Here is a 22,975-nt window from a genome sequence, read left to right as displayed (position 1 = left end):
GTCAAGGCTCGACATACCCGCTAGTTGATCTGTATAATCCGCGACCTGATTAATTACGCAAATTTGCACGTCTTATTTGGCATCACTCTCTTTATTCGAGCTTAAGTCAATAATTAACCTGCTTAACTTTACCTGGGAATACCTCTTTGATCTCTACCGCGAACATCACAATGCAGTTTGGTGCTGAGCCTCTGTTTGAAAACATTTCAGCTAAATTTGGTCACGGCAACCGCTACGGTTTAATCGGTGCAAACGGTTGTGGCAAGTCCACCTTTATGAAGATCCTCAGTGGTGCCCTTGCGCCAAGTTCAGGTAATGTCTCGATCACTCCAGGCTTAAAGGTCGGTACCTTGAGTCAAGATCAGTTCGCATTTGAACAATACAGCGTTATCGATACTGTGATCATGGGCGATGCTGAACTTTGGAAGGTAAAGCAGGAGCGTGAGCGAATCTATTCACTACCAGAGATGACCGAAGAGGACGGCATGAAAGTCGCTGAACTTGAAAGTATCTTTGCTGAGATGGACGGTTACAGTGCCGAGAGTCGCGCCGGTGAGATTTTACTCGATGCAGGTATTGAGGAGGAGTTTCATTTCGGCTTGATGCAGCAAGTTGCACCAGGTTGGAAACTTAGGGTTCTACTGGCGCAGGCTCTGTTCGCAAACCCTGATATTCTGTTACTCGATGAGCCAACCAACAACCTGGATATTCATACCATATCTTGGTTAGAGGAGGAGCTTAATCAACGTAAATGCACCATGATAATCATCTCGCACGACAGACACTTCCTTAATTCTGTCTGTACCCATATGGCAGATATCGATTACGGTGAGCTGCGTATCTACCCAGGCAACTACGAGTATTTCCTAGAAGCGTCGGGTCTTATTCAGGAACAGTTATTGGCAGGTAATGCCAAGAAAAGTGCCGAAATGGCTGAGTTACAGGACTTTGTTAACCGTTTTGGGGCTAATGCATCAAAAGCAAAACAGGCAAGCTCACGGGCTAAGAAACTTGAGAAGATAAGCCTAGATGAGGTTAAGTCAACTAGCCGTATGACACCATCACTGCGCTTTGATGAAAGTAAAAAGCTGCACCGTCAGGCGCTTGTTATCGAAGAACTTGGTCATGGTTTTGAAGATGGACTGCTATTTGAAAGCGGTAACCTCATCCTCGAAGCAGGTGCTAAACTGGCTGTCATTGGCGAGAACGGTGTGGGCAAAACAACTCTACTTCGCTGTTTAGTTAATGAACTGTCTAACACACAAGGAGTGATTAAATGGTCAGAGAATGCCGCTATCGGTTACTGTCCACAGGACAGCAGCAAAGATTTCGATAACGACCTCACCCTCTTTGACTGGATGTCACAGTGGCGCACACCTAAGCATAACGATCTTATGGTTCGTGGTATGTTAGGTCGTCTACTCTTTACAGAGGATGACGCCAACAAAAAAGCACGTAACTGCTCAGGTGGAGAGAAAAACCGCCTACTGTTTGGCAAACTAATGATGCAAGATATCAATGTATTAGTGATGGATGAACCAACTAACCACATGGATATGGAAGCCATTGAAGCCTTGAACAATGCGCTGAAGCTGTTTGAAGGCACCCTACTGTTTGTCAGTCACGACCGCGAATTTGTGTCATCTCTTGCAACGCACATTATCGATGTTAAAGATAAGCAACTGGTGAACTTCCACGGTACTTTCGACGAGTATCTAGCAAGCAAGGCTGAAGCGGAAGCAAAAAAAGTCGCTTAACTGCAGCCTAAGGCCAAAGTCACTCATTCTTAAAGAGCGAGTACTTTGGCCTTTTTATTTTAGTCACAACCACTTTCTTATCACACTAGCCTTGAAACGGTAAACAAGTGTCTCCATTACTATTGTATAAAGAGAAAACAGCAGTTTTCCCTAAATGGGACATAACCATTATCAAAACTAAGGAAGTGTTATGACACAGATAAGCATTGAAGAGCTACAAGACAATTTTACCCATTTCGATACCGACAGCGATGGCACTATTGAGTTGTCAGAATTTAACCGCTTACTCGTTGCGCTTGATGCTTTAGCACCTGGGGAGAGCGACCCTATCGGCTTCGATGCCATCGACACAGACGGCAATGGCCGTATTGATTTTAAGGAGTTCTCAGATTGGTTTAATAACCGTAACTGAATACTTCCCAGCTATATCCCCCACTCCGAGCTTTTCAAGCTCGGATAGCTTCAGTATTTCACCTACACTCTTCAAAATTGATAATCTCTTCATTCTACCTTTAACTTAGATAACAAAAATCTAACCTGTTAGCGTATGATAATCTCAAACAATGAAGTGTGGACTGTATAAATATGGAAGCGAGTATGAAAACCACTGAGAAAATAAGAAAGATCATCATCAAACGGTTCCCTAAGAGATTGGCTATCACTGCATTACTCAGCTTAGGTATTCACATGCCGCTTTTTGCACAAGATACCTTATTGATTGCCGATGGGTATATTGATGTAGTTAAAGGAAAAACTGTCAAAGATGTGGTGATTGTTGTAAGTGGAAATAAGATAATTAAAGTCACAGAACAAGATAAACTCACCGACAGAACTGCTTATAAAATCATTGACCTTAGTGGTAAAACTTTAGTCCCAGGTGTCATGGATATGCACGTGCACCTTGCAGGCGATGCTGAAGATGACTTCTTGGCTGCACAAAACTACTCGATTCCTCGACAAACAGTTAAAGCGGTTAAAAATGCCAAGCTAACATTATTAGCAGGTTTTACTACAGTTCGCGATCTCGGCGCATCAGGCTATACGGTTATCGCGACTCGTGATGGTATCAATGCCGGTGAAATTCCTGGTCCAAGAGTTTGGGCTGTCGGCAATCCAATCAGTATCACAGGTGGTCACTGTGACGATAACTTCTCAGCCCCTGAGAAGTTATCGATCGCTGGTGGTGTCGCCGATGGACCTTGGGCTGTTAGAGCTAAAGTGCGTGAAAACATAAAATATGGCGCCAATGCCATTAAGGTCTGTGCAACTGGCGGTGTCTTTTCCAAAGGTACTAAAGTAGGCGTGCAGCAACTCACCTATGAGGAGATAAAGGCGGCAGTTGATGAGGCGCATATGCGTGGTTTAACTATTGCAGCTCACGCTCACGGCACCAGTGGAATAAAAGCATCGATAAAAGCTGGAATAGACAGTATTGAACACTGCAGCTTTATGGATAAAGAAGCGATCAAAATGGCCATCAAGGCTGGTACCTATCTCTCTTGTGATATCTACAATACCGAGTATACCCTTGCTTTTGGCGCTGAAAATGGCGTTCCTGAGGAGAATATCAATAAAGAGAAACAGGTCTCTAAAGCCCAGAGAGAGAGCTTTAGACAAGCGGTTAAAGCGGGAGCTAACATGGTGTTTGGTTCAGATGCTGCTATCTATCCCCATGGTGACAATGGCAAGCAGTTCTCTCGTATGGTCACCTTTGGTATGACCCCCATTCAAGCTCTTCAAGCGGCAACGATCAATAGTGCTGCCCTCCTTAAACAAGATAATTTGGGTCAGATAAAACCAGGGTTTATGGCTGATATCATCGCAGTCGATGGTGATCCGCTAAAAAATATCAGTTTAATGGAAAACGTCACCTTTGTGATGAAAGATGGTCAAGTCTATAAACAGCAGTAGTATCAATTAGCATTAACACCAACACCAACAATGCCAGTCATCTCGACTGGCATTTTGGTCTATTTACTGCCCTTCCCCACGACTCTTAGCAAACCTTCGCTTGAGGAGATCACAAATCTGTTGACTTGGAGCAGAATGAATCGCTTCGATGCTATAGTACTCACCCAACTGATACTCACGAGCCCTAAGGTGCAGATCTGCAAGTACAGCACTCCATAGATAATTTGAGGCTAGCCAACTTGGTGGAGTGTTAGCTTGTAAAACCTCTAATCCAGCCTGTGGTCCCTTCCACTCTGCTATGGCTATTGCGCGATTTAACTGATGAAGGGCCGAGGGCGCAGATTGCTCGAGTAACAGGTAACAATCAACGATTCGCTCCCAATTGGTTTTCTTATAAGAGGAAGCTAGACAGTGCTCTGCAGCGACGCCAGCTTCAGCATGATAGCGAGAGAAATGCTGCCCATCAGCTGATTTTGCTAACCAGTAGAGACCATGTTCAATACAACCCCTGTCCCATAGTTCCCTGTTCTGCTCTTCTAATAGAAGTAAAGCGCCAGACATATCCTCTCTGGCACTCATTCTCGATAGATTGAGGAACATTAAAGAGAGTAATGCATGGCACTCAGGATTATCTCCAACAGAGTGATTAACTAAGATCAGAGTTAGCCGTATCGCTTCTTCACAAAGATCTTTTCGAATTGCAAAATCAACATTAGAGGACAGGTGCCCCTCAGTAAACATCAGGTAGAGTATGCGGGTTACTGAAGGTAAGCGCTTTATGTAGTCACTATTTGATAACTCAAAAGATGGAGGAGAAATCTTTTTAAGTGTATTACGTGCTCGGCTCAAACGTTTATAAATATTCGCTTCACTTGAAAATAACCGAATAGCTATTTCACTTATGCTAAATCCGCATAATGATTTCAGTGCAAAAATCAGCTGTGACTCGATTGGAACTTTATGATCGCAACAGATAAACAGCATACGTAACATCTCATCTTCAAGTTCATTAGGTAGATGAAACTGTGATGGTTCTGCCGCCCTTCTACTCAGCTGTTCAAGGTTATCTTGCAACAACTCATTATGCCTAGTCTCACTTCTCAATTCGCTAACGAGCTTATTACTCGCAACCCTGAAAAGCCATGCACTGGGGTTTTTAGGTATTTGCTCTCTTATCCAGTTATCCAATGCCGTGGTTAACGCAAACTGCACGGCATCTTCGATCATCTCAATATGTCGCATCCCAACTCGATGCGACAGTAGTGAGACCAACTTTCCATACTCATGACGAAACAGGTGATCAACCAGCTCGTTGTTAATCAAGGTTTATGTATCTCTCTTATTTCAACACTAGAGCCTGGCATTGCGACACCGGGACTTGCTTGCACTATCTCTGTAGCAAACTCTAAGCTGTCGGCAGAGACTATCATAAAGCCTCCTATAATCTCTTTAGACTCAATAAATGGACCATCATGGGCACTGTCTTGCTTAACGACTTTACCATCAGCATTGAGTTTCCCCCCCATATCGACAATATGTTCACTATATTTTTCTTTCCAAGCATTAAATTTGGCATACATCGCCTCCATTTGTGACGGAGATGGTGAAGGTGCAGACTCACAGGGACCAGACTGGCTGCGTTGGATACAGAGAAACTGTTTAGACATAGTATTTCCTTAATTTTTGAGAAGATATAAAGTGTTATCGACTTTGGCACTCAACTATTTTTAAATCGATACCTCTATAACGCATGAGCATTGCATTGTTGGACACTTAAATAGAAATAATTCTGAATTTTGCCAAAAAGAGTATAGATAGACCCAAAACTATCCATATAAATGATGCTTAAATCAAAGCTAAGCCAATAGTGCAAGATAATCCAGTCGTATATCTGCCGACTTCTGTGATCTTAAATAAGCCTCGGCTGTAAGGGATGGTGACAGATCTTAACAACACAAATTACTGTGATTGACTTAAGTAAAGCATAGAGACAGAGGTAATGTTTGGGAGTAAAGTGGTCGCTGGTTATTGATCCCATTTTATGGATACTGAACATGAAAAAAACACTGATTGCCATCTTACTAACCTCTATCTCACTCCCCCAAGCCAGTGCTTGTACTGGTATATCACTTACTTCAACGAACCATGATTACATTCAAGCTCGTACTATTGAGTGGGGCCACAGCGACCTTAACAGTAAGCTCATTATCTCTCCGCGAGACTATCGCTACACCTCGACCATGCCAGATCAACAAACGGGGTTAAGCTGGAAAAGTCGATATGGTTTTACTGGGATATCAGTCAGTGATGATCGTTATATCGCTGAAGGGATAAACGAGAAAGGTTTAAGTGCAGGACTATTTTACTTTAAGGGTTACGGCTCTTTGGCTGATTTTGATCCTAAAAAAGTAGACAACAATATTGTCGATATGGATTTTGTTCGTTGGATGTTAACCCAATTTAAAACTGTGGATGAGGTAACGAAGGCGCTTGAAAGCATCAAGCTTGTCACTGTATTTATTGATGAGAAAGGACAGCCCTCACCGACAGCCCATTGGCGAGTAGCCGATAAACAGGGCAATGCAATTGTGGTTGAAATCATGAATAAAGGAGAGGTCCACATTCATAAAAACAGTGCCAAGGTTCTTACCAACTCGCCAGACTACCCATGGCAAGTAACAAACCTTAATAACTATATTCATCTTCAGCCAGGAAGCAGTGCTCCTCAAAAAATCAATGGTGTTGATGCTTTCTCCTTTGGTGTTGGTTCAAGCTTTATTGGCTTACCAGGAGATATCTCACCTCCCTCTCGGTTCGTGCGCGCGGCATTCTACGTCAACTCTGCACCTGAGATGTCCAATTCAGATCAAGCTGTTTCGCAGGCATTTCATATTCTGAATAATTTCGATATCCCTATTGGCAGCGAATTTAGTCCACAATATAAGGCGCACATTCCGAATTTACCCAGTGCAACCCAGTGGACCTCTGTGATTGATCAAACCAATGGATATCTTTTTTATAAAACGATGAATGACAGTCGTATTAAACGTGTCGATCTCAATAAACTTGATTTTAGTGGCGATAAAGAGATAAAACGCCAGCTAGATGATGGTAAGTTTACATTTGAAGATGTGATCCACTAAAGTTCATAAGTAATGCTTTTCGCATTAAACATCTATGGTGCGAAAAGCAAACTCTTAACCTTTACTCTCCCCCACTACTTGATTAAATATCTCAACCCAGTAGGGATCAAACTGGGTACCGGAGAAGTTATTTATCTCATTCATAGTGCGAACTAGAGGCCTTTTTAATAAAGTGTGATGTGCCCTTTCGTGGGACCTTGCATCAAAAGTATCAGCGATAGCGATGATTTTGGCACCATCGCAGATTTTGTCACCAGTAAGGTGATTTGGGTAACCAGCACCATCTACCTGCTCATGGTGCTGCAAAACAATCTGTGCAGCTTCACCCCAATTTTCAAACTCGCTCAACAAAAGGGAGCTGGTACCAGGGTGACGATGTAGAGCAACTATTTCAGTTTCACTAAATGCGCCAGTATTAGTCAGCGAGGAGCGGGAAAGAAATGACATACCCAAATCGTGCATCATAACCGCGACAGCGAGTTGAGAAGAGTTTACCCTGTCACCAGAGCACTTATTCATTGCAAGGGATAAGATCAGTAAACGCAGTGTGCGACCTTTCCAATAAAACGATCGGCTCTCTAGAGGGGTACTAAGGTTTTTGAAGAAATATATATCTTCATCAATTTCGACACCGTATTTTTTTAGTACATCATCAAACTCTTTATGTTTTACTGACTCATTGCTTATTAAATAATCGGTATTTATCTTTAGTTCTCTACTATTGAGTAACTCTTCACTCCCAGTATTAGGTATCACTTTATCCGTAGAACTACTGAATTGATCATTGGCTTCAAGGTGAGAGTCAGGATCTAAAACAAACAAGCAAGCTCTGATATATTCGATTCTATTTTCAGGGGGAACATCGACTATACAGCTAATATTGACACACAAGTTGTCGATATCAGAGTCAGATAACATAAAAACTAAATCCTCTGAATCAGGATCCATTCTCGACAGCACCATGCTTTCAGTTCTATCCAATGTCAGCAAAATCACATCGCAGAGCAGGCTGTCATAGGCGATAGATTTTTTGCGAATTGCATCCAAAAGATCTTCTAAGCTCTGAATTAACGGGGTTAAATCTTTTAAGCCAACATAAATCAGATTGCCCTTGATGGTGTGAATCGATCTAAATAGGGAGTTCAACAAGCTGTCATTTTCAGGGTCATCTTCAAGCTCAATTAATACAGAATCACAGGTTTGATGTGCGGCTTTAAAGTCATCAAAAAAATCGCCCATTACTTCGATATCAACTTGGTTATTGCTACTCTCTTGCAAAGTGCTGTTCAAATCAGCCATGTTACACGCCTCACTTTCAGAACACCTGATATTACTATTGATTAAGTATATACCAAGCCGTTACTTATGCCCTTTTGAGTGCATTAGGCGTTTTTTGTATCAAACGACATTTTTTACTGCTTCGGCTTTAATTATCAGTAGCACTGACTAGGGAGCGCATTAAGTTAGAACAGAGTCGCAACGTAAGCAGACGCAATGGACTCACCTATTCTTGACTTAACCCAAAAAGTATTCGAATAAATGGAGCCATGACAGCTCCAACACTCTATGAAAGAGTTTAACTCTCTTTATTGTCTGCAAGCTTATTCGTCTGATACCAATTCTTCCTTAACCTTTGATAGAAGTCTTGATCTAGCTTGTCTAAGGTGGAGATGATCAGTAAAAATTGACTCTCATCATTTAACTCTACTGTGATCACCGTTTGTTCATCCGTATCATTGCCATATTCAACTTTAAGGTTTTTTACATCGACAAAGTCTGCGGTTTTGATATTAAGCTCGCCCTCCTCATTCCAATAGGAAAAAACGCTAGAGCGAGTAAACCCATTACCATCATCTTCATAACTGATGAGTCCATCACTATAGAACATCAAAATATCTTCATTATCTTTAACGATATTGTTGTCATTCATAAAATCGATATTACGTTGGAATAGTTGCTCACCCATTAAGACCTTTCCAGATGGCAAAATTGCTAAATCTTTGCCGACAGCAAAAAATATCCAAGGGAGAAAAAGCAGGGAAATGACACTGTGGCGTGCTTTCCACTTAGAGTTTGCAATATAAGCGTGAGAGTCTCTGCCATTAAGCCCAATAATATAACTAAGCATCGGAAACAGAAGGATTGGAGAGGCAAGCATCCCGACTAGATACCAGTTATCTGTGTTATAGCTGTAGTTTGCAATAAAAAATAGTATCGCTGCGACAACTCCTATACCCATGGGCATGATGGTATTTTTAGCAAACCGTGCTTTACTGTCAGCAACTAAGTGACTGAATAAGGGGTAATACCAAAAGGCACTAAATATTCCCCTAGCGATTGGCATAATGCCCAACTGCTCAGTCTGTTTTACATACTTCCAGTTTCTATAGATCCAATAACTGGTATAAATCCCACCAGTTGCCAAAGATAAGATGAGCATCTTTCGTCGGGATACCGGATAATACACTTCATCACAATACTCAAGTCGACTACTCGAATCGATTCGCCAGGTTGCAATGGCATAGATCACACCTAAGATATACAGCAGTACAGCGAATAAAATCAACTCATCCTGAGTACTCAGGCCTTCGTTAACTGCAGCTCCTGAGTCACTTGCTTCATTTGCCGTAGACGCGCCATCTCCATAAGTGATGATAGAGTAGTAAAGTGACTCCTCTATCTTTTCAATAGCAGCAATATAGTCCCCTATGTTCATCTCAGGGATAGCTCCTGCTTTCGAGCGGTAATTAAACTTAAGGGTGAGCAATTTAGCGTCATCATTAAAGTTTACAGAGTACTCATAGGAGAAGTATGGGTTATCCTCCACTAATGATTCACTAGGAAAAGTCCAATTACCGTTCGATACCTTTATCTCTATAGTGTGGTCGATCTTATTTGGAAAACTTATCCAATAAGGTGAGCTGCGCTCAGCTTTACTCGGTTTATTTAGTGCATTTCTTATCGAGTGGCTGGTAAACCCAATGTCAAAATTATCGCCTTCTGGTTGCCACGCTTGTTGAATAACATAGTCTTGTTGCGTGTAGAGCACGCCGGTTTGCTTGTCATCACTAATGATAACTTTATCGATTAACTTTATATCGGAAAAAAGCTCCCGATAATAATCTTCATAAAGGGACTGCAGTGCTTTAAAACCGATATCTTCGAGTTGGTAACGTAAATTCTGTGCTCTATCTCCAAGGTACTGGTTCTTAGCTGTTAGTTTTGACTCACCATCCTTACCTGCACTTAGATCATAGATTTCTGTTTTGACCAACATAGATTGTGGATCATGGATCTTAATCTCTGCTAGTTCACTGACACCGGGCTTAATCACTAAACCGTAATCATAATCTGCTTGGTAAATAGCACTCAAAGGCCCTCTTTGATAATTCATGGTTGGATCTAGCCAATAAGTCATACCCAATACTTGAACTTTAGCGATAACATGATTGAAAGCGTTTATCGACACAGGTTGTAAAGGCAGATCTAGGCCCTCTTCGGTATCGACTAATACTGGGTATGCATCAATATCCATGCCTTTAAGCAGCGCGATGAACAAGACGACCTTGTCTTTACAGTCTCCATAACGCCGCTCTAGAGTATCTTCAGCTTTGGACGGCTGGTGCGAGTTAATGCCCATCTCAAGGCCTAAGTAGCGGATCTGATCTTGAACATAGTTAAGTGCCAACATGACTTGCTGATTGGGCACCGAGGTTTTGAGTTTAATCTCATTAATGACCTCTTGAACATTGTTAGCATTTATCTCGGGTTGATGATACAAGGGCTGAGCCCAATCAACTACTCTACCCCAGTGATTAATCTCTGAGAAATACACAGTAACGAACGGGTTATACCAAGTCGGTGTATTGCTTTCAGTTATCAATATTGGGCTATTCGAGCGTGAAATAGCGTATTCAACGTAAGGCTTGTTATCTAAGGTGATATCCTTGTGTGATACAGTATTTGGCGCATTTCTGACATCCACATACAGAGGTTTTGTCTTACCCCACAAAACTCTTACACTCTGTGCATAAAGTGGCACAGACCATTGCAGAGTACGACGGTAGGAGAATATGCCCTGATAAATTGGGTTAGCACCAATAACTGAGTAGCTATAATCAATAACATCACCAACACGCAGATCAGCCAAAATGATATTAGCGGTTAACCGGCCATCATAGAGACCTTGTTCAATTCGTCCCTCCTGTTTTAATACTGAAATATCACTACTAGCAAGTTTATCTATGGTTTGATCGTCACGAATAATAGCAAGAGAGTGAAACACCAAAGATTCATACAAGGGGTCGAAATCCACTTCTATCTGGGAGTTATGCTCTAATCCTCTTTGATTGACCACTAACTGCTGTATACGGTTAAACCTTACCTTAGAACTGGTTTCATCAATCTTTAATTGATTATCCACCAGTAAATAGTAGTTGCCTGACTCAATATCATCTACAGGGATGGTGTCTGGTTTTGAGGTCTGTACCTGCTGTACCCAAACGGGAGCGGGTTTGATTTCGACAGTATATTGCGCTGCAGCGAATGCCATTTGCGGGAATAGAAGTAGCAAAAACGCAAATTTAACACAACCAGCTAGCTGACAAACTGGTGACATTCGTTTTCTAAAAAAAAGAATATAGTTGAAGAGTGACATAGACAAGATCAGAATCCTTTGATGTTGAAAAACGAATTTATTCATTCGCTATATAACATCATACTATCTGAAAACTGATGTTACATTAAAGTAACTTATGGCCACATTTGGTGGTTTTAGCTTGTCCAGGATGGTATGAATTGCTCTAAATAGTGATGTTAACGAATGAAAGGAGCTTCAATATTGCTGATTAACGGCTCCGAGAAGATTACTGGTAGCATAAGCCATGCCCCAACAACTTGTTTATGTTGAATATTTATGAATAAAAAAACACCTAAATTATCTTTTAAAAAAGAGTTAAATCTCATTGGATTTGAAATTTTATCATTAGAGGAATTGTATTCAAGAAAGGCCCCATCATTCTTAACTCGTTCAAAAATATTACAATTTTATATTGTAATATTCATCGTAGAGGGACAGGGAGAGCATTTTATTGATTTCAATGCTCATGATATCAGCAAAGGTAGCATTATCTTTATTGGTAAAAACCAAGCACATGCTTGGCAGAAGTATCGTAGCTGTGAAGGTTTTGCTATTCTATTTACAGATAATTTCCTATATAAAAATCAAGTTGAATTCAATACCTTATCTTATGACTACCCCTTTAACCCAATTCTATATAACCAAGTAATATCAGTATCAGAGCAAGCACAGTTTGAATCGTTTAAATCTTTAATTCGGTTCATCTCAGAAGAATATGCATTATCCAGTTATGCAACTCAACAAAAGGTTTTACAAACACTGTTGAGAACCCTGCTCCTAAAAGTACACTGTCTCTTAGTAAAATCTGACAGCACCACTAAGAAGCAGTCAAAAGAGTTATTTGTTCGACTGCAAAAAATATTAGACCAGAATATCATGCATACTAAAACTGCAAATGACTATATCGCACTACTTGGGGTTTCATATCACCAAGTAAACTCAGTGGTAAAACAATACACGAATAAATCTCTTAAACTGTTTATTGACGATACTCTCATTTTACATGCTAAACGATTGTTATCTAATGACAATAATATAAGTCAAAGCGCAATTGCTTTAGGTTTTGATGAAGCAACAAATTTTACTAAGTTTTTTAAAAAACGCACAGGGCAAACCCCCAAAGAGTTTAAAGAGTTCATTTCAAAATAATTCAATTTAGAACATTTACCATTATTAAGTAAAACTTTAACAAGCTAACCTTTAAACTCTCATTGTCCATAATTACAATATCTATACATCATAAGAGCTAGTAAGAAGGCTTGGGTGTTGAAAATACACAACCTAATTAACCACCTATCACCATGCATCTGTTAACCAATACTGGTTTCTAATTCACATATATGCATTGCTTCGCCAGTTTAAACTTGAAAATAACGCACTGTATTATCGTCATTATTTTTTAGACATAGCGATAAACCCTACAAGTTATTTTAAGCCGAAAAACTTATTAATGGAGAATTCATCATGACTAAAAGTAGAAAATAGCTAATGCAAAAGGCTTATACTTGGAAGGTATTCGAGATGGAAATATGATTGAGGCACTCGATAAGTACACTGGCGAGCGTTACACACAACACTCGACTGGCGTAGGAGATGGTAAAGAGGGCTTTATGGAGTTCTTTGCTCCCTTTCTAGAGCGAAATCCTAAACGAGACATTCAGGTAGTTCGAGCAATTGAAGATGGTCAATATGTATTCGTACATGTCTACCAGAGTCTTAACGATGGTGAAGCTAAATGGGTTACTGCCGATTTATTTGATACCGATGACAATGACCGAATGATCGAACATTGGGATGTGATAGCTGCTTTTGAGGAGAAAACACTCTCAGGCCGTACTATGGTCGATGGCCCCACAGAAGTTGAAGATTTAGATAAAACAGATGAAAACAAAACCATCGTACAAGCATTCTTCGATGATGTTTTGCTAGGTCGTAAATTTGACAAAGCGACAAAGTATATTTCTAGCAAACAATATGACCAACATAACCCAAAAGTTGGCGATGGATTAGTAGGAGTTATTAAGCACTTTGAAACAAAAAAGTGCGAAAAAAATTCACGCTACGTCAAATTACATCACTTGATTGGTCAGGGTAATTTCGTTGTAACTTTCAGTCACACTCTGGTTAGTGGTGAAGATTGGGCCTTTTTTGATATCTTTAGATTAAAAGACAGCATGATTGTTGAGCACTGGGATGTTCAGGAAAAAATCCTTTCGCCAGAGCAATGGAATAACTCAGGAAAGTTTTAATACTTCAATATGATAATCTATGGAACGAACCAAGATAAGTGCTGTAAAACTTTCTGTCATAAGTGATACATATAAGACCATTCTTGGTTGCTCTATGAGCTATAAACTAGGTTTATAGCTCATAGATGCACAATATGAACATATGCTCCATTAAGCGATATTCAGACTGAATCGAACACTGCTGTGTAGGATCCTGAATTCCACTCACAACAATGGAACCTCTCAACTATCTGATTATGCATTCTGCAAACGGACGGCAGCCTTAGCTTTTATGCGCCCAACTATCTCCTTACGAGTAAAAGTCACTAACACAAATCCCACCATTAACGTGCCAACAATTGAGCTAATGATCAGTAAAAGCAGGTACCAAGTTGGCATTCTAGCGCCATCATGTAAAAAGCGGGCACTGTACTTTAACTGATAGGCTAAGCCTTTATCACTGAAGGTCTGCGCAGACTCTAATCGGCCTGTATTTAGATCAATTTTTATCGTATCGGTTTGCAACAAACCTAATAGGTTATCGCCATTAAAGCTCAAAGAGTAGATATAGCCTGTTGCCTCAGCTTTGCGAGGTTTGGAGACTGAAACCAACTCAGAGTTTGGCCATAAAGACTGCGCTGCTAGAATTTGCGCTTGCCAGTTATCAGCCTGAGCGAGTACAGGTTTTTCACGGTTATCATCAAGCGTTGAGTCTCCCCACGAACCATAAGTGATATAAGCACCGCTAATAGACATCACTAATAGTGGAATTGAGAAGAGCAACCCTAACTGAATATGGCTCTTGATTAACGCACTGTTCTTACCGTTTTTAGGTAGCGTTTGCTTCCACCTAAACCCTTTACGAATTAGCCACCATAGATAAAGACCAATAAACATAATCACAGTGGCCAAAATGGCACTCACTGCGTTGACGTGCTTACCCGGATCACTGAGTTGGAAATTACGATGGAACCAAAACATCCAACTTTGCAGTGAATCTTTGTCTTTTACTTGAGTCGCGATCTCATCAAGTTCAGAGGTTAAATAAATGGATTTTTGGCGTGTATAGGCCTCAACATAGGGTAACATCTCAGTCGGCAATTTAACCCCACTCACCTCTGGATAACTGGCCAATACCTGACTGGCAATCTCAGCTTTACGCTCATGGGTTAAAACTTGGTACTGCTGATTTTTATCATCTAAACGTTTTAACAGATCAACGCTGCCTAAGTAGATCCCCGTTGTTAGTACAATTAGCATAACCAGACTGATAATGAAGCCAATCCAGTTATGCAGTGTTTTTAAAATCTTTATCATTTCGATTGTTATTGTTAGCTCTTAATGGCGCAAGGTTATCAGCACCGAAAGCGAATTCAATACTCAAAAAGGAATTTACAAAGTAATGATTGGCTTGTCATTGCCAGCTACTTAATGACTTATAACACCTCAACTTTTAACATACCTCCCATAAAATAGTAAAAGCTCTACTATGGAGTTTTCCTTGCTTTCTTTTTAAATCAGAAAATAGTACCTAAAACTTCCTAAAATTTATAATCATTTCATTTTCTGGTTATACCAATTAACCAAAATCATGTCGCAAAGATATTTTTACACTTAACTTTTTACGAGGTAATTATTAGACTATTATTTTGCGATATCCATACCAAAGCAATCAATGTAACTAGCTGTGTGCGAAGCTATATCTACTTCCTAACTCACTCTTTAACTAGACCTAAAATCTAAATGAATAAGCCCGAAACATCGCGTTCTAAAAATGACAATTAGTGCTATTGATAAACATTCAAAAATAAGGCAGGTTATTTATCGTGTTACAAAATGGTTAACGAACAGCTATTTTGTGTGAGTAACAAAGCAGATTAATTCTGTTTACCTTAAAAATAATAATTTAATACTAATAATAAGTAGGCTGGTTTATGAAATTTAAAATGAAATATCTCGCAGCAAGCATGTTGATTTTAGGTAGTAGCTCAGTTGTAGCAGGCAACTCAGATGGTAAATTAGATGTGATTGTAAAATTAAACTCTGATTTAGCAATTTCAGGTCATCAAGCAAATAAGAGTAATGCGAAGAACTTAGCCGCAGGCATGGGTGTCGGTGCAGTAAAATACGCTTATGGTAGTGCCTTTTTTGGTTTTTCAGCATCAGTAACTCAAGGCCGATTAGATGCACTACGAAATAACCCAAATGTTGCATCTATTGAGTTCGATGGCATTAAGACAATTAATAAAGGTAAACCTGGTGGAGGCAATCCACCTGCGGCTCAAACCATGCCTTGGGGCATTGCACGTACTGGAGCTGACGCTAACTCAAATGAAGGTGCTGGCGTACATGTCTATGTTCTCGATACCGGTTTAGATTCAGATCACCCTGATTTAGCTGCTAACATCAGTAACAGCATGGCATTTGAGCAGTGTAAAGGCAGAAGCTGCAGTCACCCTTGGGATGACGATCATGGTCACGGCACCCATGTTGGTGGCACCATCGGCGCACTAAATAATGATATCGACGTTGTCGGTATGGCTTCACAAGTGACTTTACATGCCGCAAAAATCTGTTCAAGCCGTGGTTCATGCCCGAACTCAAGCACTATTGCTGCACTTGACTGGGTAACCTCTGAGGTACAAGCGCGTGGTGAAGCGGCTGTCGTTAACATGTCTATTGGTGGTAGCGGCAATGTAACTGGTAGCTGTACCAATAGCGGCTTTACAGGTAATGACTCTTACCATGAAGCTATCTGTAACGCACGTAATGCTGGTGTCGTGGTTGTGGTTGCTGCGGGTAATGACAGCGATAACGCGGCAAACTACACGCCTGCAGGATACTCTGACACAGTGATCACTGTCAGCTCAGCCAAAGAGGGAGATGACTGGAATAGCTTCTCTAACTGGGGTGCTCAAAGTGCTAGCTGGACAACAAACAACTCAGCACCTGTGGCCATCGCTGCGCCTGGGGGCAGTGTCTTGTCACTCAGAGCTGGCGGCGGTACTACAACAATGAGCGGAACTTCAATGGCCTCTCCTCATGTTGCAGGCGCTGCGGCCCTATTCTTAGCTTCAAACCCACAGCAAGCGAACGGTACTGCATTTGAAAATACCCGTGCACAGTTACTACAGTCTGCTGAAAGTACTAATAACTTCAGTAACACAACAGGCGATCCGCACTCTGAAGACTTTTTAGATGCTTCGAACCTTTAAAGCTGTAAGTATTAAAGTGGCACTCTAATATCGCATCACCACTAAGAAGGTTTAGCGTTTTGCTAAGCCTTTTCTTTATTTCTTTACTATTTACCCCTCTACTGACCTGTCACCAATGACTCATCTTCACTGTAATAGCCTGTAATATTCCACCGATATTTAACATGGTAATTTACTATAAAAAAATAACCAGTTTTGAATCCCCCCTGACTAACACAGTGAGAGAATAGAGATGTTAAACATAAAAAAACAGCAACAAAACATTATCATTAGTTGATATAGCAGAAGAGAGGAAGTTTCCAATACATAAGTTGTTAAAAGATAATGGCTATAATGTCCATATCACTAGCATTTTCCCTCCTGACAACATAAAGCAATTCCCAGAAACGAAGCTATTAATCATCGATGTAATGAATAAGAACTTACGGACAGTGTTATCCATATTAAAAGCTATATCTACTACCTTTCATGGAGTCGGTATAACCCCTCCCCCAATCCTTGCTATTGAAGATATAGCATCAACAGAGAAACAGAGATTATTTTCCTCAGGGATTCGAGACTATATAAGCATTCCAATAATAAAGGAGGAGTTGCTCTATAGGATCCGTAATGCAATACATCACGTTGAAAGTGTCACTGATGCAAAGGAGCATAAAGTCTCTGCAAATGAGATGTTAGCAATCAGAACTGCTGAATACCTCAAGAGCCATATAGCAAATGAGATAAGCTTGAACACTCTCACTAAAGAGATTGGAACCAATAGGAACAAACTCTCATCAGCATTTAATCAAACCTATGGTATGACCGTCTTTTCTTGGATACGAAAAGAAAGGATGCAATATGCCGCTAACCTGCTAAAAAATACCTCACTAACAATTTTGCAAGTTTCGGAAAGTGTTGGTTACCCTGACTCAAATAACTTTTCAACTGCATTTAGGCGGGCATTTAATCAATCACCAAGAGAATATAGAGCAAATAATAGTATTAATGCATCTAGCAAAGAAATTCATGCATAGATAAAAGGTTTTTAACTCAAATACTCATATTATTTAATCAAAAGAAACGAGAGGGATAACTGATAGATTCTATCATTATCCCCACTATACAAGGAATGTATGATGAATAAAGTTAACGGCCCTACCTGCGTAATCAATTCTCCTGAAAAAATAACACAAATGCATGAACTACAGAAAAGGCCTGATGACTACTTCTTCTGTTGGCCTTCAATATCAGAGCATCTTTACAAATACTGTAGATTCAAGTTAATGCTAAACCATTGGGATGCTGAGGATGTTGTCGCAGACACAATGCTTAAAGCTTATGATAACTTCAAGACAGCTAATCCAAGTTCCAATATACAAGGGTGGTTAACCCTGCTTGCCAGAAACATACACTTCGACCAAATCCGAAGATTTAAGTCTATAAAAAATAACGTTGAAGATGTTTTGAATAATAATAGTAACCTTATTGATGAACCTTTCAACAATAAGGCAGAAATGAATTCTATTAAAGTAGTAAAAGAAGTAATAAACAGACTTAATGATAAAAACAAAACAATTACTTTTGACTTTTTCTTTAATGATAAAAACTACAAAGAGATAAGTCATGAGTACGGTATTCCTGCACACCAAGTCAGACAACGTATCCACCGCTCAAGAGAAAAGATTAAATTAACATTAAACAAAATATAAATGGAACGAAACCCACTTTAAAACGTTTATATAACAAACCAACAATTAACATGAACAAATAAAAGGAGTAATGACATGCTTTGTGATACAAAGATTACCTATATCAATCGTTCACTTAATAAAGATATGCCAAAGATATTTATATTCTCGGCAAATGAGCTCCCCTCCTTTAATGCATTACAAAATGGAATAGCATGGAAAGTCATAGAGTCAATAGGGCAAGACTCCATGAGCACATTTACCTACCCGGTAAAAACAGAGATTTTCGCTACTTGGGAGCAAGGCAGTAACCAGACAAAATCGCTCACTTGTTTACCAGGAAAACGCTACACGGTCACTGAAAAAAGCTCAGGTATCGTATTGATTGAGAATGGTAATGCTGTAAAAGGCGATGAGATAGAGTTAACAAACGAAATAAAAGTTCAAAATGGTGTTAGCGCCTACCTAAGTAAAAATGACAAGGTACTTATTTCTAAAAAAATTGTTGCCTATGGTCAGAAAGCATCCTTTAAATTAAAGCCCAAATTATATTGGGGAATAGCATCAGAGATACAAACTTCTCACGCTATTAGTTCAGCTGTTTTAGATTCAGATTCATTCTTTGAACAAAACCTAGAAAATGTATCTGCGGCAAAGGTGGTATTAACAGGCAATGCAAAAGAGGGATATTCCTTTTTCATTGAAGAACAAGAGTAACTAAGGAAATGTAATGACCACTCACATTAAGTTCATCAACAACTCTACAAATAAAAACCTTCCCAGCATTATTATTACTGCTGAGAACAATATTTCCACATTTAATATGGTAACTGATGGTATTGCTTGGCGAGTGTTAAAAAATATTGGACGTGGTTCTCAATCTTCCTTTAAGTATAACGCTAACTATTCAATAAGAGCTGGGTGGGATAATGGGGAAAATGTAACGAGTCTTCTTGCAGCCCAGCTAGGTAAGAAATATCAAGTCACAAGTAATAACACTGGTATTATTTTACAAAATATTGGGAATACGAATTCAACAGAAGAAATAGAACTAATCAATAACATTAAGGTTAATGATGGCGTACTAGCGCAACTATTTAATGATAACAAGATCATTATGGGAAAGAAAAGCGTTGGTTATGGCCAAAGCGCAGTATTTAAACCCAGTAACAAACTCTATTGGGGGATTGCATCAGAAATTGATGAGGGTAAGGGATTAAGTTCTAAATCTGCAGTATTAAACTCAAACAGTTTTTTTGAGCTCGATCTAGATGGAATATCAGATGCACTAGTCTCCCTCAACGGTAATGCAAAAGATGGCTTTTTCTTCCAAACAGAATATCAGAAATAAGTATTTACTATGGCTTACTTTGAAATTAAAGGTCTTAGGAATGACGAACTAACCCGATTAATTCCGCAAGAAGGTATTTGGATTTACAGAAAGTTAGCAAACGGAAACCTGAGCATCAGTTCAAACCGCTCTGCTCTCTCAAAAAAGAACACTCTTTTGCTAAAAAAAAAGTAGAGCTTCTAGGTGCAGTGCTGATTAACAGCTCACCTTCAATTCACCCACCCACCAACCAAAGGAAAACAAGTATGAGTAGTCAAATTGTCATGGCTTCTAGCTATTCAGTAAAAGATGAGGACAGTTTTAAATCTGCATTAATTAATGCACTTGGATCGGAAAATAGCCTTCAATCAGGAATCCAAAAGCAGCTAAATGAGATTGCTAAAAATGCTGAAAAGTCGAAATTGAAAGATAGCGTTATCTCAATTGAGTCCAGTATTAAGCCACAATCAGGGGATTCTGAAACTGCAATCTCCCTCACCGTTGCCGATGATCTGTCGACATTAACTGTTCCACAAGCTGTCGCAATGGAACTGGAAGTCACAGTCGTTGACACCGTCTCTGCTGATAACAGTGAAACTGGCGTGGCAATGTCTGTTTCAACCACAAAAAGTTATCCGTTAGACAGTAATGCCACCACAGGTATTGCTCAAGTCGTAACCGCACTGGGACTCTTTAATGAGGGAAAACTGTTTGATGCAAAACTCACTTCAGCCACAACAAAGGAGAGTGCATCAAAAGAGAAACCTGCCAGTTAACGCGATCACCAGTAACAAGCATCACCCACACTTACTCACTAAAAAGGAGGACATATGTCTTCAAATGTAGAAATCACTTATATCAATAAATCCATGAATAAAGATCTACCCACTATCTTTGTATTCACTAAAAATGAAACTCCAACTTTTGATGCATTAAAAGAGGGAGTCGCTTGGAGAGTTATTCCAGATATTGGCCGAGCGTCTTCGAGTCAATTTAACTTTCCCATTGAAACCAGTGTCGGAGCGACTTGGCAAGGCGGCCAAAACAAGACCCAGGTTTTAGACTCAACAATCGGTAAACGCTATACGGTTAGCAAAGATGATACCGGCGTGGTGTTAGCAGCAAACGGTAATGCCTCAGACACTAAATCAATTGACGTTAATAATGATGTCAACGTGCCCAATGGCATAAGTGCTGAGCTATACAAAGATGGCAAGCTGATGATGACAAAGAACATTGTTGGTTTTGGTCAAAAAGCAACCTTTGTTTTAAAACCTAGACTGTATTGGGGAGTGGCCTCAGAGATACAGGAGAGCCAACTACTTAACTCTGCCGTGTTAAATACAGACAAGTTCTTTGAACAAGATCTTGAGGGCGTAACCAAAGTAACGGTTTCCTTAAATGGTAACGCAGAAAGCGGTTACAACTTCAAAATTGAAAACCAAGAGTAAATAAAGCTTACAGCATACTCATCAATCATGACTAAATAAGGATTATATATGTCATCTAATATCGAAATTACCTATATCAATAAATCAATGAACAAAGATCTACCAAGTATTTTTGTTTTTACCAAAAATGAAACGCCTACTTTCGATGCGTTAAAAGAGGGAGTCGCCTGGAGAGTCATCCCTGATATCGGAAGATCTTCTTCAAGCACATTTAACTTCCCTATCGAAACCAGTGTTGGCGCAACCTGGATGGATGGGCAAAACACGACTCAAGTCCTATCATCAACCATCGGTAAGCGATACACCGTTGATAAAGATGACACGGGTGTTGTATTGGCAGCCAACGGCAATGCATCTGATACCAAGTCCATTGAAGTCAATAACAATGTCAATGTACCGAACGGGATCAGTGCTCAGCTCTACAAAGATGGCAAGCTGATGCTGGCAAAGAACATCATTGGATATAACCAAAAAGCCACTTTTGTACTCAAACCAAAGCTTTACTGGGGCGTCGCGTCTGAGATCCAAGAGAGCCAGTTGCTAAACTCTGCAGTCCTCAATAGTGATAGCTTTTTTGAGCAAGATTTAGAGGGCGTAACTAAAGCCACTGTCTCACTCAACGGCAATGCTGAAGATGGTTATAGTTTTAAAATAGAAAGTCAGCAGTAACCCCCCCTCTGTACCATCTAGCTAATTAGTTGAGACCTATTTTATAGGTCTCAATCTTATCTGGTTATCTAATTCTACTATCTACTCTAGTTCAGGAACATCAAATGAAAAAGTCAATCTATCTAAGCGCCCTATTGCCCATAATGCTCTCCATTACTCCCGAATCTCTTGCTAACAGCTGTGATATTAATATCCAACAAGGCGGTACTCCAATCACTGCTAACCAATATAACACTTGGAAAAACAGAATCCTTAACTCTAGCAACGCAGATCTTCGTCAAGCCTACATTGATAATCAGTGCACGATTAGGCAAGGCCCTCACGGTGGTGGCTTTATGCCTGCCAACGCTAATAACCCTCATATTACAGTTCGTATCTGGGATGGCGATATTTGCCATGTATTCACAAAAGTAGGTCAGCAACCGACCTTCCCTACAACCTGCATGCAATAACTTAAGCAACTCAATTAAATACAAAAAGGATATTAATCATGGCAACTTTAACAAGGCAATCAGTTCAGCAATGCATTATGGCATCATACGGTCAATACTGTATAAGTGCTCAAGGGGATATAGTCTGCAATACAGCAGATGACGGGAACGTTACCATTCAATGTCAGATTGTTAATACACGATTTAATAGCGGTTTTGCTGGTGACAGGATGAGAGTTGATGAGGTAGACGACTTAAGAGTTTGGTGTCAAACGCATCCAGGACTTGAAAATGGTGTTAATTGGTCCTTTGGCTTCAGAGGTACTGATCACGCTCACCCTGACAGTATTAACGTTACATTGATCGATAGAACTAACTTAATGTTTAACTTTCACATCTACCTAACTGCGTAACAGGAAGTATTAGCTGAAGGTATTTAAGGTGTACTTTAGCTAATACATTTTATCGTATAACTCTGCTTACTATATACAGTGCCAAGCCGCATTACCATTCATAACCTACAATTCACTT

21 protein-coding genes are annotated in these 22,975 nt (G+C 40.0%); 16 read left to right on the top strand and 5 right to left on the bottom strand.

Annotated features, from left to right (window positions below):
* The first annotated feature begins 146 nt into the window (after positions 1 to 146).
* The 3 genes from SWOO_RS12135 to SWOO_RS12125 all read left to right on the top strand — a co-directional run bounded on the left by SWOO_RS12135 (position 147) and on the right by SWOO_RS12125 (position 3,668).
* The gene (locus tag SWOO_RS12135) at positions 147 to 1,757 is read left to right on the top strand and encodes an ABC-F family ATPase (protein WP_012324991.1); all 1,611 of its coding nucleotides are present in this window, start codon (positions 147 to 149) and stop codon (positions 1,755 to 1,757) included.
* Between the two features lie 190 nt (positions 1,758 to 1,947).
* On the top strand, positions 1,948 to 2,169 hold the full coding sequence (locus SWOO_RS12130) for an EF-hand domain-containing protein (RefSeq protein WP_012324990.1): 222 nt from the start codon (positions 1,948 to 1,950) through the stop codon (positions 2,167 to 2,169).
* A gap of 185 nt (positions 2,170 to 2,354) precedes the next feature.
* Positions 2,355 to 3,668, top strand: coding sequence for a Xaa-Pro dipeptidase (locus SWOO_RS12125; RefSeq protein WP_049774316.1), 1,314 nt, complete (start codon positions 2,355 to 2,357; stop codon positions 3,666 to 3,668).
* Positions 3,669 to 3,731: 63 nt separating this feature from the next.
* Here the strand turns inward: SWOO_RS12125 and SWOO_RS12120 are convergent, their stop codons facing one another.
* On the bottom strand, positions 3,732 to 4,991 hold the full coding sequence (locus tag SWOO_RS12120) for an RNA polymerase sigma factor (RefSeq protein WP_041417626.1): 1,260 nt from the start codon (positions 4,989 to 4,991) through the stop codon (positions 3,732 to 3,734).
* Positions 4,988 to 5,335 carry a YciI family protein gene (locus SWOO_RS12115; protein ID WP_012324987.1) on the bottom strand — a complete coding sequence of 116 codons (348 nt, stop codon included), beginning with the start codon at positions 5,333 to 5,335 and terminating at the stop codon, positions 4,988 to 4,990. Before SWOO_RS12115 ends, SWOO_RS12120 begins: the two co-directional genes overlap by 4 nt.
* Before the next feature lie 387 nt (positions 5,336 to 5,722).
* On the opposite strand from SWOO_RS12115, the gene SWOO_RS12110 reads away from it, so the two are divergent.
* On the top strand, positions 5,723 to 6,811 hold the full coding sequence (locus SWOO_RS12110; RefSeq protein ID WP_012324986.1) for a linear amide C-N hydrolase: 1,089 nt from the start codon (positions 5,723 to 5,725) through the stop codon (positions 6,809 to 6,811).
* 54 nt (positions 6,812 to 6,865) lie between these two features.
* Here SWOO_RS12110 and SWOO_RS12105 read toward each other — a convergent pair whose 3' ends face one another.
* Both SWOO_RS12105 and SWOO_RS12100 read right to left on the bottom strand, forming a co-directional pair.
* Entirely contained in the window at positions 6,866 to 8,110 is a 1,245-nt protein-coding gene (locus SWOO_RS12105) for an HD domain-containing phosphohydrolase (protein ID WP_012324985.1), read from the bottom strand.
* Between the two features lie 277 nt (positions 8,111 to 8,387).
* The gene (locus SWOO_RS12100; protein WP_041417625.1) at positions 8,388 to 11,429 is read right to left on the bottom strand and encodes a DUF3857 domain-containing transglutaminase family protein; all 3,042 of its coding nucleotides are present in this window, start codon (positions 11,427 to 11,429) and stop codon (positions 8,388 to 8,390) included.
* 297 nt (positions 11,430 to 11,726) lie between these two features.
* Between SWOO_RS12100 and SWOO_RS12095 the strand changes: the two genes are divergently transcribed.
* The gene (locus tag SWOO_RS12095) at positions 11,727 to 12,599 is read left to right on the top strand and encodes an AraC family transcriptional regulator (protein WP_012324983.1); all 873 of its coding nucleotides are present in this window, start codon (positions 11,727 to 11,729) and stop codon (positions 12,597 to 12,599) included.
* A gap of 356 nt (positions 12,600 to 12,955) precedes the next feature.
* Positions 12,956 to 13,699, top strand: a complete 744-nt coding sequence (locus SWOO_RS12090) for a nuclear transport factor 2 family protein (protein ID WP_012324982.1) — start codon at positions 12,956 to 12,958, stop codon at positions 13,697 to 13,699.
* A gap of 234 nt (positions 13,700 to 13,933) precedes the next feature.
* Here the strand turns inward: SWOO_RS12090 and SWOO_RS12085 are convergent, their stop codons facing one another.
* The gene (locus tag SWOO_RS12085; RefSeq protein ID WP_012324981.1) at positions 13,934 to 14,995 is read right to left on the bottom strand and encodes a PepSY-associated TM helix domain-containing protein; all 1,062 of its coding nucleotides are present in this window, start codon (positions 14,993 to 14,995) and stop codon (positions 13,934 to 13,936) included.
* A gap of 617 nt (positions 14,996 to 15,612) precedes the next feature.
* Between SWOO_RS12085 and SWOO_RS12080 the strand changes: the two genes are divergently transcribed.
* The 10 genes from SWOO_RS12080 (at position 15,613) to SWOO_RS12035 (ending at position 22,857) form a co-directional block, all read left to right on the top strand.
* Entirely contained in the window at positions 15,613 to 16,893 is a 1,281-nt protein-coding gene (locus SWOO_RS12080) for a S8 family serine peptidase (protein ID WP_012324980.1), read from the top strand.
* A gap of 431 nt (positions 16,894 to 17,324) precedes the next feature.
* Positions 17,325 to 17,909 (top strand): helix-turn-helix transcriptional regulator, encoded by a 585-nt coding sequence (locus tag SWOO_RS12075; protein WP_195742889.1) that lies wholly within the window; start codon positions 17,325 to 17,327, stop codon positions 17,907 to 17,909.
* Between the two features lie 99 nt (positions 17,910 to 18,008).
* A complete protein-coding gene (locus tag SWOO_RS12070) occupies positions 18,009 to 18,584 on the top strand; it encodes a sigma-70 family RNA polymerase sigma factor (RefSeq protein ID WP_195742888.1) in 576 nt (191 codons plus the stop codon).
* Positions 18,585 to 18,659: 75 nt separating this feature from the next.
* Positions 18,660 to 19,280 carry a hypothetical protein gene (locus SWOO_RS12065; protein WP_012324977.1) on the top strand — a complete coding sequence of 207 codons (621 nt, stop codon included), beginning with the start codon at positions 18,660 to 18,662 and terminating at the stop codon, positions 19,278 to 19,280.
* A gap of 13 nt (positions 19,281 to 19,293) precedes the next feature.
* Positions 19,294 to 19,914, top strand: coding sequence for a hypothetical protein (locus SWOO_RS12060; protein ID WP_012324976.1), 621 nt, complete (start codon positions 19,294 to 19,296; stop codon positions 19,912 to 19,914).
* A gap of 245 nt (positions 19,915 to 20,159) precedes the next feature.
* Complete coding sequence (locus tag SWOO_RS12055) at positions 20,160 to 20,669, top strand: hypothetical protein (protein WP_012324975.1); 510 nt, start codon at positions 20,160 to 20,162, stop codon at positions 20,667 to 20,669.
* 54 nt (positions 20,670 to 20,723) lie between these two features.
* Positions 20,724 to 21,344 carry a hypothetical protein gene (locus tag SWOO_RS12050; protein WP_012324974.1) on the top strand — a complete coding sequence of 207 codons (621 nt, stop codon included), beginning with the start codon at positions 20,724 to 20,726 and terminating at the stop codon, positions 21,342 to 21,344.
* 48 nt (positions 21,345 to 21,392) lie between these two features.
* Entirely contained in the window at positions 21,393 to 22,013 is a 621-nt protein-coding gene (locus tag SWOO_RS12045) for a hypothetical protein (protein WP_012324973.1), read from the top strand.
* Positions 22,014 to 22,117: 104 nt separating this feature from the next.
* Complete coding sequence (locus tag SWOO_RS12040; RefSeq protein WP_012324972.1) at positions 22,118 to 22,465, top strand: hypothetical protein; 348 nt, start codon at positions 22,118 to 22,120, stop codon at positions 22,463 to 22,465.
* Positions 22,466 to 22,503: 38 nt separating this feature from the next.
* On the top strand, positions 22,504 to 22,857 hold the full coding sequence (locus tag SWOO_RS12035; RefSeq protein WP_012324971.1) for a hypothetical protein: 354 nt from the start codon (positions 22,504 to 22,506) through the stop codon (positions 22,855 to 22,857).
* Positions 22,858 to 22,975 lie beyond the last annotated feature (118 nt).

This window comes from Shewanella woodyi ATCC 51908 (genome assembly GCF_000019525.1).
GTDB lineage: Bacteria > Pseudomonadota > Gammaproteobacteria > Enterobacterales > Shewanellaceae > Shewanella > Shewanella woodyi.
This window is presented reverse-complemented; position numbering and strand designations above follow the sequence as displayed.